General features: G+C 39.5%; 16 protein-coding genes. 8 read left to right on the top strand and 8 right to left on the bottom strand.

Annotation, left to right across the window (positions count from 1 at the left end; translation table 11 throughout):
• Positions 1-239 precede the first annotated feature (239 nt).
• Both H5187_RS00005 and H5187_RS00010 read left to right on the top strand, forming a co-directional pair.
• Positions 240-968, top strand: a complete 729-nt coding sequence (locus tag H5187_RS00005; RefSeq protein WP_182797417.1) for a hypothetical protein — start codon at positions 240-242, stop codon at positions 966-968.
• Between the two features lie 393 nt (positions 969-1,361).
• Entirely contained in the window at positions 1,362-1,757 is a 396-nt protein-coding gene (locus H5187_RS00010) for a molecular chaperone DnaJ (protein ID WP_182797418.1), read from the top strand.
• 299 nt (positions 1,758-2,056) lie between these two features.
• Here H5187_RS00010 and H5187_RS00015 read toward each other — a convergent pair whose 3' ends face one another.
• Entirely contained in the window at positions 2,057-2,950 is an 894-nt protein-coding gene (locus tag H5187_RS00015) for a LysR family transcriptional regulator (RefSeq protein WP_182797419.1), read from the bottom strand.
• A 148-nt stretch (positions 2,951-3,098) separates the two neighbouring features.
• Here H5187_RS00015 and H5187_RS00020 point away from each other — a divergent pair, with 148 nt between their 5' ends.
• Positions 3,099-3,854 (top strand): SDR family NAD(P)-dependent oxidoreductase, encoded by a 756-nt coding sequence (locus tag H5187_RS00020; RefSeq protein ID WP_220493205.1) that lies wholly within the window; start codon positions 3,099-3,101, stop codon positions 3,852-3,854.
• Positions 3,855-4,118: 264 nt separating this feature from the next.
• Here the strand turns inward: H5187_RS00020 and H5187_RS00025 are convergent, their stop codons facing one another.
• The 5 genes from H5187_RS00025 to H5187_RS00045 all read right to left on the bottom strand — a co-directional run bounded on the left by H5187_RS00025 (position 4,119) and on the right by H5187_RS00045 (position 6,903).
• A complete protein-coding gene (locus H5187_RS00025; RefSeq protein WP_182797421.1) occupies positions 4,119-4,685 on the bottom strand; it encodes a DUF2799 domain-containing protein in 567 nt (188 codons plus the stop codon).
• Positions 4,686-4,831: 146 nt separating this feature from the next.
• Positions 4,832-5,212, bottom strand: coding sequence for a hypothetical protein (locus H5187_RS00030; RefSeq protein ID WP_149980924.1), 381 nt, complete (start codon positions 5,210-5,212; stop codon positions 4,832-4,834).
• Complete coding sequence (locus H5187_RS00035; RefSeq protein WP_179959150.1) at positions 5,209-5,577, bottom strand: hypothetical protein; 369 nt, start codon at positions 5,575-5,577, stop codon at positions 5,209-5,211. The genes H5187_RS00030 and H5187_RS00035 overlap by 4 nt, the downstream gene beginning before the upstream one ends.
• A 132-nt stretch (positions 5,578-5,709) precedes the next feature.
• On the bottom strand, positions 5,710-6,600 hold the full coding sequence (locus H5187_RS00040) for a dienelactone hydrolase family protein (RefSeq protein WP_149980923.1): 891 nt from the start codon (positions 6,598-6,600) through the stop codon (positions 5,710-5,712).
• Positions 6,601-6,684: 84 nt separating this feature from the next.
• Positions 6,685-6,903 (bottom strand): hypothetical protein, encoded by a 219-nt coding sequence (locus tag H5187_RS00045; RefSeq protein WP_145237669.1) that lies wholly within the window; start codon positions 6,901-6,903, stop codon positions 6,685-6,687.
• Between the two features lie 211 nt (positions 6,904-7,114).
• Here H5187_RS00045 and H5187_RS00050 point away from each other — a divergent pair, with 211 nt between their 5' ends.
• The 4 genes from H5187_RS00050 to H5187_RS00065 all read left to right on the top strand — a co-directional run bounded on the left by H5187_RS00050 (position 7,115) and on the right by H5187_RS00065 (position 10,268).
• Positions 7,115-7,978 carry a PA4780 family RIO1-like protein kinase gene (locus tag H5187_RS00050; RefSeq protein ID WP_145237666.1) on the top strand — a complete coding sequence of 288 codons (864 nt, stop codon included), beginning with the start codon at positions 7,115-7,117 and terminating at the stop codon, positions 7,976-7,978.
• Positions 7,979-8,096: 118 nt separating this feature from the next.
• Positions 8,097-8,429 (top strand): PBPRA1643 family SWIM/SEC-C metal-binding motif protein, encoded by a 333-nt coding sequence (locus H5187_RS00055; RefSeq protein WP_145237663.1) that lies wholly within the window; start codon positions 8,097-8,099, stop codon positions 8,427-8,429.
• Between the two features lie 161 nt (positions 8,430-8,590).
• A complete protein-coding gene (locus tag H5187_RS24485; RefSeq protein WP_259401699.1) occupies positions 8,591-9,484 on the top strand; it encodes a GGDEF domain-containing protein in 894 nt (297 codons plus the stop codon).
• A 199-nt stretch (positions 9,485-9,683) separates the two neighbouring features.
• Positions 9,684-10,268, top strand: coding sequence for a YqaA family protein (locus tag H5187_RS00065; protein ID WP_145237660.1), 585 nt, complete (start codon positions 9,684-9,686; stop codon positions 10,266-10,268).
• Positions 10,269-10,297: 29 nt separating this feature from the next.
• Here the strand turns inward: H5187_RS00065 and H5187_RS00070 are convergent, their stop codons facing one another.
• Both H5187_RS00070 and H5187_RS00075 read right to left on the bottom strand, forming a co-directional pair.
• Positions 10,298-12,274: a phytase gene (locus H5187_RS00070; RefSeq protein ID WP_182761662.1), complete on the bottom strand. Its 1,977-nt coding sequence runs from the start codon at positions 12,272-12,274 to the stop codon at positions 10,298-10,300.
• A 240-nt stretch (positions 12,275-12,514) separates the two neighbouring features.
• A complete protein-coding gene (locus H5187_RS00075; RefSeq protein WP_182797422.1) occupies positions 12,515-13,681 on the bottom strand; it encodes a hypothetical protein in 1,167 nt (388 codons plus the stop codon).
• 131 nt (positions 13,682-13,812) lie between these two features.
• Between H5187_RS00075 and H5187_RS00080 the strand changes: the two genes are divergently transcribed.
• Positions 13,813-14,277, top strand: coding sequence for a MarR family winged helix-turn-helix transcriptional regulator (locus H5187_RS00080; protein WP_149980919.1), 465 nt, complete (start codon positions 13,813-13,815; stop codon positions 14,275-14,277).
• The last annotated feature ends 29 nt before the right edge of the window (positions 14,278-14,306 follow it).

The following is a 14,306-nucleotide window of genomic DNA, read 5'->3' on the forward strand; positions in this document are numbered from 1 at the left end:
CTCGCGATTTAGCCCTTGCCATTCGCTAGTAGTTATCGTTTAATAACAGTATGTTATTTAAACGGTGATCTTCCTACAGAGGACTTTCACCTCATAAGTCAATGCCCATGTCGGGCGTACACAAGGCACTTAAACGGAACTAAAACAGTAGGTTAGGTTTCGCTTCGCTACACATTGCAACCCACTATTTTAGTCCGCTTAGTGCGGCGTTAGCTTTAAACGCGTAAATTTGAGTATCTATGAAAATAAAACAAATAGCGGTCGATAAGCTGTCCAATACGATGAGAATGTATGGTGAAGCTAAATTCAACTTTGAACGGTTGAAATTGATTGATAAAGAAGAAGCCATCAATAACCTAGATAGGGCATTTGAAAGTAAATTAGAAGCTTTTCATAGCTTATACGATGTAACAAAATCTGATTTTGATTATTTTAGTAATGCTGATACTGCATTGTTAATTTTAATTAGAAACGCGATTCATCATAGAGATCATGATTTATTTATTAGTTGGAATAAAGAAATGTTGATTTATGGTGGGCTTGAGAGAAATAACGGTGCTGAATTTCTATTAGCATCTAATAGAGTTTGTAATAGACCACCTGTAATGAACTATTACTATAAGCTTGAAGATATCTTATTAAGATTAGATGATTCTTTAAATTCACCTTTTCTAGAAAATAGAATTAAGCCAAAACAGAAATCAGATCTACTTCAAAAAATAATGGCTCAACTTAAATTTGATAAAATCATTGAGCATGCAAAATCTAACAGGTATCCGCTAAATCAGATATATATAAATTTAATTCCAATATTTACATCCGCAGTAGTTAAAGTTTTTTCTGAGCTTAAGTCTAATGGCTTTGAATTCATTGGTTATGACGCGAAAGTTTATGAAGAACCTTTTACAAATGAGTTAAACGTAGACTATTCGGTGGTGGACTATAATCCGGTTCGGGTGCTAGTTTAAAGCTAATCGGGTAGCCGGAGGTCTCTAACCTCCAGTCCCCACACCACCCATCATGCATTTTTATTAACAAGAAAAGCAATGGTCGGTTTATCTCCCGTAATGAATATCGATCTAAATATCTCTCAATGACACTAAGCCTTGTGAAGCTAAATAGTCATTACCTAGCGCAATGTTAATTTTTTTGAGCCCTTTCCAACTTAAAAAATCACTAAAGCCCTGTAATACCTTGCAAAACGCCAATTAAAGCAACAGCAAATCCTTTTTATATTTTACGTATCATCAGAGTAACTAATTGAATCAAAATAGGAACTCGGCTATGGTTTGTTTATTAATAAAAACAAATAAAAAAATGAGTTAATCTACAGGCTCGTTATGCAAAAAATGGAATCTAGAATGAAGCTCTTAAGTCTATTTTTAATTGTAATGTTAATGGGCTGTAGTTCGACCACTCCCGTGAAGGAAGATCTTGGTTATCAAGGTCAGAACAACTCAGGGCTTGGTGTGAATGAGCTATTATCTCAATTAAAATCCAATCCGGAAGTTAATGTCAGGGTTGAGCGCGGCTGGCAAATAGCTGAAGTGAAATCTGAGCGCGCTCTTTATTCGTTTACACCGGAATCTCATCCCGCTCATCCATCTTATGTTAAGCGGGAGGTCGTTGAAAAAGGTGGTTCTATTTACATAGAAACAAGCGCGAGATGCGGTGCAGAGAAGACGGTCTGCGATCAGCTCATCAGAGATTTTGTTAAGCTAAACAATAAAGTCAAAGAAGACATCGGTGCCGAGTAATGCATAATAAACGCAGTCTGTCGGAACGCCTTTTCGTTCCTTAGTCACTACAAGGCGTCTGCAGCTTTCTACCACTTTGCCGATATTACGGCTGTGAGCGATAACCATCAAGATTTCAAAAATGCTGTTTATATTTCATAGTGCCCTTAACTGGGAAGCAGAGAATTATATTGAGAGTGTGACTACTTAAAAGGTTTAGTTATTAAAATATTTTCAAATAAACTTTTTTGGAACATGTATAAGGCGTTTTTCACAATAGGTGTTTTTCAATAACGTGACCCAAAGCGCTGTGACTTTTATTATCTTGCTAGGGTGATTGATTGCAGCCAATCCATAAAGACAGTTAGGCGTTTAGTTGGTTGTCTACGTGATGAATAGAGTAAAGACACCGGCATTGGCTCGGCTTCAAATTGAGGTAGGACAGAAATTAGTAGGCCTTTCTTGATGAGGTTTTCTGCACCAATCGCGGGGAGTTGGGCAATGCCAAGCCCTGCTAAGCAAGCATCTAAATAAGCATCTGTGCCATTAACCGCTAGGCTACTTGGCATGGATTGTTGTTTTACCTTGTCGCCTTCCATGTATTCAAATTGGGCATCGAGATTACCAAGCGTATGAGAATATTCGATCAGTTTATGATTGGCTAATTCTGCAAGACTCTGTGGAATACCATATTTTTCAACATAGCTTGGCGACACACAGTTTACGCTTCGGTACAGCGTTAATGGGCGAGCGATAAGGCTGCTATCGTCAAGATTACCCACTCGAATGACGCAATCAATGCTTTCTTTAATTATATCAACTCGATAATCTGCGCTGCTGATTTTTAGGCGTATGTTGGGGTATTTTTCGAGGAAGTAGGATAAATGCGGAATGACAACCGTAGTGGCAAAACGACTAGGCATGTCGACTCTGAGTACCCCGCGAACATCATCAGAGTTACGTTGGAACTGGCTTGCCAAAGCGTCTAACTCGGCGAGCAGTACTTGGCACTGTGGTAAGTAAGTCTCGCCGTCTTGAGTTAAGGTGACGCTGCGCGTGCTGCGATGAAAAAGCCGCGTGCCTAATTCACTTTCAAGCCCTTGAATAGCACTTGATACGCTTGACTTTGGCAGGCCAAGTGCGTCTGCTGCCTTGGTAAAGCTGCCAAATTGAGCAACCAATACAAAGCGCTGCATGGCTTCAAATTTGTCCACATCTTCTACCTTTGTTTGTTTTATCCGAACAATGTTATCACTTTTGTCATGTATATCGAACACAATAAATTATCTACTCTGTTCTACGTGGTCAGAGCCGCTATGGTTTAAGGTTTTAAAATTGTTACAGAATAGATTGGAGAGAGTGATGAATAAATTAGCAATTATTACTGGTGCTAGCCGTGGGTTAGGAAGAAACAGTGCTTTAGCGTTAGCTGACAAAGGCATAGACGTTATTTTTACTTATCACAATAATGTTCAAGCGGCACAAGATGTGATTGAAGAGATTCAACAAAAAGGCCAAAAAGCCCTTGCCCTTCAATTGGATACGCGCGATTTTGATGCCATTCTTGAATTTGTTAGTCAGGTTGACGGATTGTTGAGCAATGAATTTGCACGAAGCGATTTCGATTATTTGTTAAATAACGCTGGCGTAGGTTTACGGGCAAGTGTTGAAGAAACCACTTATGAAGAGCTAGAAAATATGCTGGCAATCCATGTAAAGGGACCTTTCTTTTTAACGCAAGCATTATTACCGCATATTAAAGACGGCGGTCATATTCTCAATGTTTCTTCAGGTTTGGCACGGTTTAATATGCCAGGTTCAAGTGCCTACGCGATGGCCAAAGGTGCAGTCGAAGTCATGACACGCTATATGGCAAAAGAGTTCGCAAACCGACAAATTCGCGTAAATACCTTGGCACCCGGTGCTATTGCGACAGACTTTGGCGGTGGTAATGTGCGTGACAACCAACAAGTGAACCAAATGGTGGCATCTGTTACCGCTTTGGGTCGGGTTGGGGAGGCTGACGATATTGGTAAAGCCGTTGCCATGTTGCTTAGTGAAGGCAGCGGCTGGATTACGGGACAGCGAATTGAAGCGTCTGGCGGTATGTTTCTTTAATTTTCAGCTAATCTTGGTGCTCTGCCGCATTATTTTTTATAAGGATTCAAAGCCCTCTGCGTGAGGGCTTTCATCGCTACTATAAAGCTCTTAATATATTGTCAGAATTAGTTAAACTCGAGCAGTGTTTACTGGCTCAGACTTGCTTTGACAGTTCAAGTTAAGACTTATTCACATAAATTACAGTGGCTTTTTTTTATCTGAATTTTGCTTTAGCTTTTTGTATTAACCCAGCCCTATTATTACAGGCTGGGCAGAAGGTAATTAAGGAAAGGTAATTTCAACTGTTGAGGCTTTATTCAATAGTGGTAATAAGGATTTTTCGCGTCTTAAGTCCTTTAACTCACGTTCTAATTGGCGTTGCTGTGTATTTAACTCTTTACGCTGCGTTTGCGTGATGTTATTGCTGTTTAATTGCTGATTAGTTTCAGAGAGTTGTTGTTTTAGCTCGGTTAGACGGTTATCAATTTCTATACGACGTTGTTGAATTTGATAACGGTCGTTACCTTCTTCCCACGCTTTTCGAAATGCACGGCTGTTACATACACCGTTATACGAGACTCCACGCATAGCAAGAGTAAAGCCGTTTTCAGGTTGACAATACACCGCTAAACCACGTTCGTAGCTACTTTTGAATTGTGCTATATTTGGGGTAATATTGTAATCGTTACACGCCGCGATCTTTGTTATGCCATCGGCATAATCACCACCGTTTACGCCGTGCTCATAACCTAAACTTTGCCAATTAGCGACTTTACACTCATCTTGACTTAACGTTGTGCAGCCATTAAGTAGTGCTATACAACTTAATATAAATAAACGATTTGGCATAACTATCCTGTTATTTCGCTCTGTATCAATACGGTATAATACGTTTCATCGTTATTAAAAATCTACAATTTAAGCTGATTTGTAGACTATTTTAAGTAAAAAATTATGTGTTTTATTTAGTTTAATTGCCACAAAGCGCATCTCAACTAGTGGCGTTTTTTACTGCGAGGAGCGCCTAGTACAATCGCTATTTGGCAGACACATATCGACAAAAATCCACTTATGCCCAAAGCTCCGCCAAAATTACTAAGGTAAGGCACTAAATTATCAAACAAAATCGAAAAAATAACACTGGCAGAAAACAGCGTGTAAATACCAAAGCGTTTTGGTGCGCTCATGCCTATAAATGTTCCACCAAAAAAAATGCTGCTATATAGCTCTGCGTTGAACTCGGTGGTAAGTAAAATAAGGTAAGCGATAATAGCTAAAATTGCTGACGCTCTAATCGCATCTAGACGGTTATGCTTAGCTAAATAAAAGGTCAAAAACGCGCCAAGTAAAGCAAGTGTTACTGATGATAAACTCATGCCGCGAGCCCTTTAGCTAATACAAACAAAGCAACACTAATAAAGGCAATACTTCCTAATTTACCACCAAAGCCAGTAAACACTTTAGTCGTCAGTACGTATAAAATAGCCCCAATCAATGAAATAATTGCTAATTCCCAATAGGTATTAATCAACCCCTGAGAGCACATTCCAGCAAAACTACCAGCATAAACAGCTGCGTAAGGATGATTTGCATACTGTTTTGGAAAAGGAATAAAGCTGCCAATAAGTCCGGTTAGGCAAGATGCAATAACCGCAGGCACTGCAAATTGCGTATGAAGGGTAAAACAAGCAACACATCCACTAAAAAAAGCGATGTATTTTAGGAGAAAAAATTTAGTCATAGAGTCGGTGATTTTTCTTAACTGAAGTACTTAATTCTGAATGAAGTTAGTGCTAGCTTATTATGCTTGGCACTAACCATTATGCAATTAATCAAGGTGCAATTAAACTAGATGCAATTAAACAAGATATAATTAAACAAGGTGTTGCTCAAAAAATGCTAAAGTTCGTTGCCATGCAAGTTCTGCATTCGGTTTATCGTAACGGCCCGTTGAGTCATTATGAAAACCGTGATTGGCATCTTTATACATATACATTTTGTAATCTACATTGAGACTTTTTAAATCGCGCTCATAGTCAGGCCATGTTGCATTTACGCGCTCATCAAGCTCGGCTAATTGGATCATTAACGGGGCTTTAATATTTTTGCGCAGAGCTTCGCTGGCGGGCGTGCCGTAAAATGGTACTCCAGCGCTTAATAATGATGAATCAACCGCAGCGAGGTAATTGACAATATAACCGCCAAAACAAAATCCAACGGCACCAAGTTTACCATTACTGAGTGGGTGTGATTTTAAATAGTGGGCTGCGGCAACAAAATCATTTTGAATTTTCTCTTTATCCATTGAGCTTTGCATGGCTCGCCCTTCGTCATCATTACCCGGATAACCACCTAGCGGAAATAGCGCATCGGGTGCAAAAGCGACAAAACCCGCTTTGGCTAAACGACGGGCCACATCTTTTACATAAGGGTTTAAGCCTCGGTTTTCATGCACCACTAAGACTACCGGGCGCTTGCCCTTTAATTGCGTTGGCACTACTAAATAACCTTGTCCTTTGCTATGACCATTGGGAGAATCAAAACTTTGATAAGTTGCTTTAATTGATTCATCATTAAACGAAACTTGTTCGGCTAAGGCATAATTTGGTAATAACGCTGACGTGAGCACTGTCATTGAATAACCAAGGGCGACTAAGCCACCAAGTTTTTTCATAAACGTGCGTCTATCCATTTTGCCATGAGCGTATTCATCGTACCAATCAAAGGCTTCTTGAGGAATGTGATCTGAATGTGGGTTATTCATTGCAGTGCCTATATGTTATTGATTTAAGATTTAATAACATAGCTGAGAGAACTCAAAATGTATATTGCTGTATGCTTAATATACTTAGCTAACTTCTTCACCGGCATGTTTTGCGGCTAATTCATCAAGTTCTGCGCAAGTGTAATCAAACCCCGCGCCATCGAATTGATAATTTACTTTAACGTCAAAACCACCATTAAGAAGTTTTGTTTTTACTCGGGCGACAGGCCAATGCTTTAATTCGTTTAAAAAACGATTAGCGATTTGACCAGATTGGAAGCGATAGCGTATTTCTGAATTCATATAAAGTAAGTATAATTTGGGCTGTTAACTTCGCAGTTTGTGGATTTAGCCGATTTAGTCAAGTTTTTTGTTCTTTAACATGCTTGATAAGGTCAATTGTGCGCTTATTAGCATTGGTTTTCGTCTGCTTTTGCTTTAACGTAAGGGTCTGTCAGATAAAATAGTTTGCGAGAAGATTACAAGGTATGCCTAAGTACGGTATAAGAGTGTCATGAAAACGCCAAAACAGATTTTACCGTTAATAGAAGACGGTATCGTTGATGAAGTCATCAGCCAATTAATGAGTGGAAAAGAAGCCTCGGTTTATGTGGTTCGCTGTGGCGAGCATATTCGCTGTGCGAAAGTGTACAAAGATGTACAACACCGAAGTTTTAAACAAGCAGTAAAATACCAAGAAGGACGTAAAGTAAGGAATAGCCGCCGCGGTCGTGCGATGGAAAAAGGCTCTAAGTTTGGTCGTAAAGAACAAGAAAACGTGTGGCAAAATGCGGAAGTAGATGCGCTTTTCACGCTTTCTCGGGTTGGCGTAAAAGTACCACAACCTCATGGTTGTTACGATGGTGTACTGATCATGGATTTAGTCACCGATAATGATGGTGATGTTGCGCCGCGTTTAAATGATGTGAGTTTAACTGCTGAGCAGGCAATTGAAGATCACGCTACTATGGTTCATTACATTCGCTTAATGCTATGTGCGGGTATTGTGCATGGTGATTTGTCTGAATTTAATGTGTTAGTAGATAGCTACGGTCCGGTGGTGATTGATTTACCGCAGGCAGTAAATGCGGCGGCGAATAACAATGCGCAAGAAATGTTTTTACGTGATGTACGCAATATGCGCTTGTATTACGGGCAGTACGCACCAGAAATACTCGATACGCGTTTTGGTGAAGAAATGTGGGCTTTGTATCAAGCGGGTGAATTAACAGCAGAAACTGTTCTTTACGGTGAGGTTGCAGATAACCATGCTGAGGCTGATGTTGATTCAGTGCTTGATGAAATCAAAGCTGCATTTGAGCAAATGCAAGAAAACCAAGAGCGAATAAAAGCAGCACAAGCACCTGAAGACGACTAAAGTTTATTAGCTTCATTATCGATTTTAAAGATGCGCGCTAACAGCATTAAATTCTGTTAGACTGCGCAGCCTTTAGCTACTCGCGGTGAGTTGCTTTAAATGACAGTTAGGAACGCAGGTGTCAAAATTTTTCTATCGTGGTAAGCCCGATATTATGGGTAAAAATAATCAAGGTACTTATCAGCCTAAACCGAAAGTAAAACCTGGTAGCGAAGAAAATCCGCTCGTTTTACAGGTGCAAAGCGCTGCACGTGAGCTTGAAATAAACGCTATTTTGATAGCTAATGATTTATTTGCAGATATTCGTGTTGATAGTACGCTTGCTGAAGATATTACTCCTTTAGATATTGTACTTAATAAACCTGTTACTCAAGTTTTTGAAAAAACACCACAACGTAATGATCCATGTTCGTGTGGCAGTAATAAAAAATACAAAAAATGCTGTGGTTAAAATACCTTGTTTAGGTGTGTAAACTCAGGTTGGTGCTGGTGTTAGGAACTTAAAAAATCAGCTCCAGTGATATAAAACGGCAGTTGTATTTAAAAGCTATATATTCATTAGCTTGTGATAGCGTTATTTAATATAGCGCTCACTTAATCAGCGAAACGTGTATGAAATACAGTGATAATAAACTTCAACAACAAACTGCAAAAAACACCTTACAACCCGTGTTTTCAGCTGTATTTGTAGTTACTCTGTTTTTAATAGTTACCTCGTATATTTATTTCTATCCTGAATTAGATAACAGTATTTTTTTTAATGGTGTACTTACCGACGCAATTAACCTATTAATTGTGGTGGCTATTTTTATCATTGTCCAAAGGGCCAACTTATCAGTTTTTGCTTATGTTAATTTAAGCATCGGTTTATTATTGTGGTCAGCGGGTTTAACCTTTGATCTACTTGATGAAGTGCTGATCCAGCCTTTGTTTATTGGTATTTATGTTGAGGATGTTTTACGTACTGCAGGCATGTTGTTTACTTGTTATGGTTTAAAGTTAACTATAGGCGATTTAACAAGTGTGCAGCAGCAGTTATCAAAAGAGCTGATCACTGATTACTTAACCCAAATAGCGAACCGCCAATTTTTTTATCAATATATGCAAAAAAATCAATCAGCCCCGTATACAATTTTGCTTATTGATATCGATTTTTTTAAAGTGATTAATGATCAGTTTGGTCACGATAGGGGGGATCAAGTACTGATCGAATTATCATCTTTATATGCCAAAGCTTTACCTAATAATAGTGTCTTTGCACGTTTAGGTGGTGAAGAGTTTGCAATATACCTGCCCGGCGATGACCGACCAAAAGCCTGCGATTTAAGTGAGCAATTACTATCACTTGCACATACCATTGAACTTGCTGCTAATCGAACGGTAAGTGTAGGTATTGGTGTGTCATTTAAGGCCCCAGAAGAAGCGTTTAATGAGGTAGTTAAACGTGCTGATCAAGCCTTGTACAAAGCGAAAAATAGTGGCCGTAGCCAATATTACATTGCTTAATCCCTAAGCGATTGATTACAGTAAAATTTACAATTTTAATTGGGGGTTTTTACACTATCAGTTAAATTTATTTGCCTGTTCCTGTTAATATTTATTAAAAAATGCTTATAAAACAATGCACTTATTTATTATGCAAGGCTGGTATTGAGCTTGCAATATGCTTATAAATATAACTTATAAGCACTACCAAGGTGATACTATGGCTGTTATGCAGCGCTTAAAGCAAAAAACACGACAATTTATTGATTCAAAGCATATGTTAACCAGCATAACGGCGGCTTCATTTTTAGAGTCAACAATAGTTCCTATTCCTCTTGAAGCAGTATTGGTGCCGTTGATGCAAGCGCGGCGTGAAAAGCTTTGGCTAATCGCCTTAATGGCGACTTTAGGCTGTATTATTGGGGCTTTGTTTGGTTACGCGCTTGGCTATTACTTGTTTGATGCGGTTGGCGATTGGGTGATCAATACCTTTTCAAATCCAGAGCAGTTTGAACACGTAGAACAACAAATGCAGCAGCAAGGTTTTTGGTTTGTAATAATGTTGGGGATAGTGCCAATTCCTTTTCAAATAGCTATGCTCGCAGCGGGTGCCACCAAATATTCATTAATAATGTTTTTAATTGCGACGACTATTGCCCGTTCAATTCGGTATTTTGGTCTGGCGCTGGTGGTGTATTATGCTGGCAATCAAGCGGAGCGAATTATTACAAAACATAAAACCAAAGCAATGCTTGGTTTGACTGTGTTGGTGTTAGTTATTTGGTGGTTAACAACGGTAATATAGCCGCCAAGTGACGGCTATATTTGTTTAGTTTACTTAACATCGCCATGGATAAGTGAATGTACTTGGCGCCAATCCACCAGTTTAAAATTTTGTGGTTGCTGTGGCATACGATTGTAGCCATCTTGCACTATTAATACGCCAAGAGGGTAGCCAGGCAGCGGTTTGGCTGTAACGGTTAAGCCATCGGTTTCTGACACGCCATCAATACCGTTATTTAAGTTTGCAAGAATATTAAACTTACTGACAAACTCAAGGGTAGGGTGTTTTTCACCTTTATTTATGCGATACACGACATAACTATTGTCACCTTGGCTAGATACCACTAATAAGCGCTCGTCTTTACCATGATAAATCTCCATACCTTCTACATCATCAACTAGCATTTCATTCACGGATTGCAATAAAATAGGCGCTTGCTGTGAATCAGGCTCTGCTTGGATAAACCAAATACCAGCGTCTTCCTCACCGGCAAAAAGTTCCCCATTTTTATCGTCACTACTACAGCCTTCTGGTTGGCTAGGTAGATTAAATTCGCGCACCAGTTTGCCCGAGACTTGTTGCTGTTGGCTGGTTATTTTATATTGCTGATATAACCCTGATTTATCATTCACAAATACATAGTCACCTGATTTCGATGAATACATGCATAAGCCATAAATCTCACTCAAATTGGTAGCCACGCTACCTAAGTGGTGTACGCTGTTTTGTATGTCGACAGTGAACAAACTAATGCTATTTTCACTACGGTTACTGGCTGCAATTAGAGTGTGAGTTGGGTTGTTGATATTACTACTTTGACGAACGTCAACATTGTTAACTCTACCTACGTCAAGGCTTTGAATTTGCTCTCCAGCTAAGTTATAGATCATCAGTCCGCGACGTTTATCGGTGCCAATGATCAAGCTTTTAGCGGCGTCGGTTGGATGCACCCAGATGGCTGGATCGTCTGCGGCATCACCAAATGCTGCAACTGGTGTCGTTTGCACGTTTGCATACACATGTGCTGTTTTTGCAGTGGTGGTGTTGGTTTTTGTCGTACTGGTGATTGGGTCTAAAATTAACTGGCTGCTGCGGTACGCGCCACTTTCATCGTCATACATAATGGCTTGAGCAGTAGTGGCGTTATTATCAATTACCACAGAACCAATACTGAGATCTCCAGAGACACGCCACTTTTGTTGTATACCTTGCTCTGGATTATATCGGTATAGGGTGTTATTGCTGCTGCTAGTAAACCAGAGGCTGCCATCAGTGCTGGTGGTTAATGCGCCAATACCGCTGGCCAGTTCACCAAAGGGAGCAACCATGGTAAGGGGTTGTTTACTCGCTGAAGATTCTGCATTGGCGTTCATTTGCCAAATGCCAAGTTCTTCTTCACTGATAAATAATTGCTGGCTTACATCATTAACCGCACAACCCGCAGCTTCATTTACACCGGCAAATTCTCGGACCGCCATGTTAGTGGTTTGCTCTGTGGCAAAGTTATAAATTAAGGTTTCGCGCATTAAGCCGCGAACATCAGCAACAAAAGCAGAAATACTCCCCGTATTGTGATTGTTAAATAGGCAGACCGCTTCAGGTTTTGCTTGCGGTGCAACAATCGGTGTGTGCTCCGTTAGTTGCCAGTTGCCGTTACTTTGAGTTAGGGTGAAAACGGCAACCAGATCACGTTCGTTATCAATACTGGTTACTAAAAAGCGATTATCGCCAATAGTACGCACTGACAGAGTTTCAAAGTTACCCGCTTTAAGTACTTCGCTATGTTGTTTATTTTGCTCTACAACAATTAAGCCTTGGCTTTCACTGGCTAGTAACCATACATCATCAAAAAGCCAAGCAGCTTGCGATCCTTGAATATTATTTTGTTGCCAAAATGGTGTGCTGTTAAGCTTTAGTGTAGTTTGGTTTGGTTGAGTGGAATTAACATCTTGGCTGCTGCAAGCGCCTAATGTTGCTGTGAGTGTTAATATGCTCAGTGCATAAGCAAGTGGTTTAAGTGTTGGCACAAGTAAAGTCCTAAGTTAGCTATGTATGCGATGCAAGCTAAATAACTTTTATGACAAAACCGTGACAAAAGAAAGACTTCTGCAGTGAGAGTAAAGCTATTTAGGTTTCCTTTTATTCAATGCTTTTTATTTTATCTATATGTTTTTATTTGTTTTTATTTTTAATTTTTAGTTTTTAAATGGCGCATTAGGGCATCGCTTTCATGCTGAGCTGATGTGACCCTAAGCATGATATAGCGGTTATTTTTCTGTGATGGCGGTGTGTATTTCTGTTTTCATTTGCGCTAATGCTTGTAGCACGGAACGTTGCCAAATAGCTTTAAATGCTTTACTAAATAAATATAAGAATAGCAAAGGCATAATAAATAATTTGATGATTAGTAACGACACTAAGTTTAAAAATTCAATAAATAAGCCCTCTAAAGAATTAGCCATATCGGTAATGCCAGTGGTAACGGTATCAACGACTTTGCTGATTAAATTGCCAGAATTACCTGCTAGTTGGTCGTTATAATCATGCAGCTGTTGTTGCAGCTGAGCTTTCTGTTGATATAACGCGGCGAACTGATTGTTGATAGATGCTTGTTGTTGCTTTAACTCGCGCTGTTTTTGCAGTAATGGTTTAGCCTCGGGAAGCTCTGTTAAGGTGAGTTTTTCGGCTAAACTGCGGGTCGTTTGAATGGCATCAATTTGCTTATTTAATTGCTCAAGCTGCTGTTGGTTATCTGTAATAATTGCTTTTAATTGCTGTTGCTGAACGGCAATAAGTTCGAGTTCATCGAGGGTTGTTTGCTTGTCACTATTAATTTTTGCGCTCAGTTGTGCTGATAATGTGGAGGTCGCATTAGCCTGTACGCTAAGTGTGTCAACGGTCTTTTCAACATATTGATTTTGATAATTAATTTCTTCATCTAGAAAGGCTTGGCTGGCAAGCCCAGTTGCAAGTACTACAAATGGAATTAAAAACCGCACTAAAATCAGGCTGGCTAGTAACTTTCCTTTAAGCTGTTTTAAATACCCAAAATAATCACAGACTAAATAACTAATGACGCCGGCGGTAAACAAGGCGCTAAAAAATACCCCTGATGAAATAGTAAATAAAATCCGCTGGATAAACAGTGAGCCTAATGATATGCGCATCGCATCGGCAATGTATTCGGCTAAATCGTTCACCGGATCAAGCAATTGCGCAGGCGCTATGCTTGCTATACCAATACCGACTTCAGCCGACTGTAATAAAGAAATAATGCCGTTAACACTGCGTGCAGAAGCATAAACTAATGATGACTGCACTAAGGTTTGGTCAAGAAAATCCATGACATAGCTGTTAAATTGCTTTGACCAGCAAAGTAGTAGCAGTATAAGTATGGCAATATACTTGATAACATCTCGTTGTTTACTTTGCATGTATTCCTCAATAACATTAGTTAGCTTGTTCGACGCTACACTAATTAGGTGTCACTACGCAATTATGTTTGATTGAATTATTATAGCTATTAACGGTCAATGAGTGACCTTCACGCAGTTTTTGAGAATTTATGAAAGAATCCGCTTCACTTGTACAATGTTGTATTGATGATCTTGATCCCGTTCAAGATCTGGGTCGGTTAGTTGCTTATTTACGGTCAAATTTAGTAACCCATCTAGATGCTGGCCTTACGCCAATGGATTTAACTTCGGCGCAATATATTGTTGTGGTGCTATTAGCTCGAGGCAAAGTGCATACTTTGGCAGAGCTATGTGAGCATATGGTTTATGATCGTGGCGCGATGAGCCGTTTGTTGTCTCGTTTAGAAGAAAAAGGCTTAGTTGCAAAACAACAATCCGCAGAAGATCGCCGCTCTACGCTATTATGCCTTACTGAAAAAGGCCAACAGCTTTACCCTGAAATACTCCCTATTGTGAATAATATTTACCGCACAGCACTAATCGACTTTTCTGATGATGAGAAAAAACTGTTGGCAAAGCTGTTATTTAGAGCAATTCATAATTTGAAATCGTAAATCTAGCTAAGGGTTATATTGCTGTGAGT

Origin of the sequence: Pseudoalteromonas sp. SG44-1, from assembly GCF_014164315.1 — a bacterium.
GTDB lineage: Bacteria > Pseudomonadota > Gammaproteobacteria > Enterobacterales > Alteromonadaceae > Pseudoalteromonas > Pseudoalteromonas rhizosphaerae.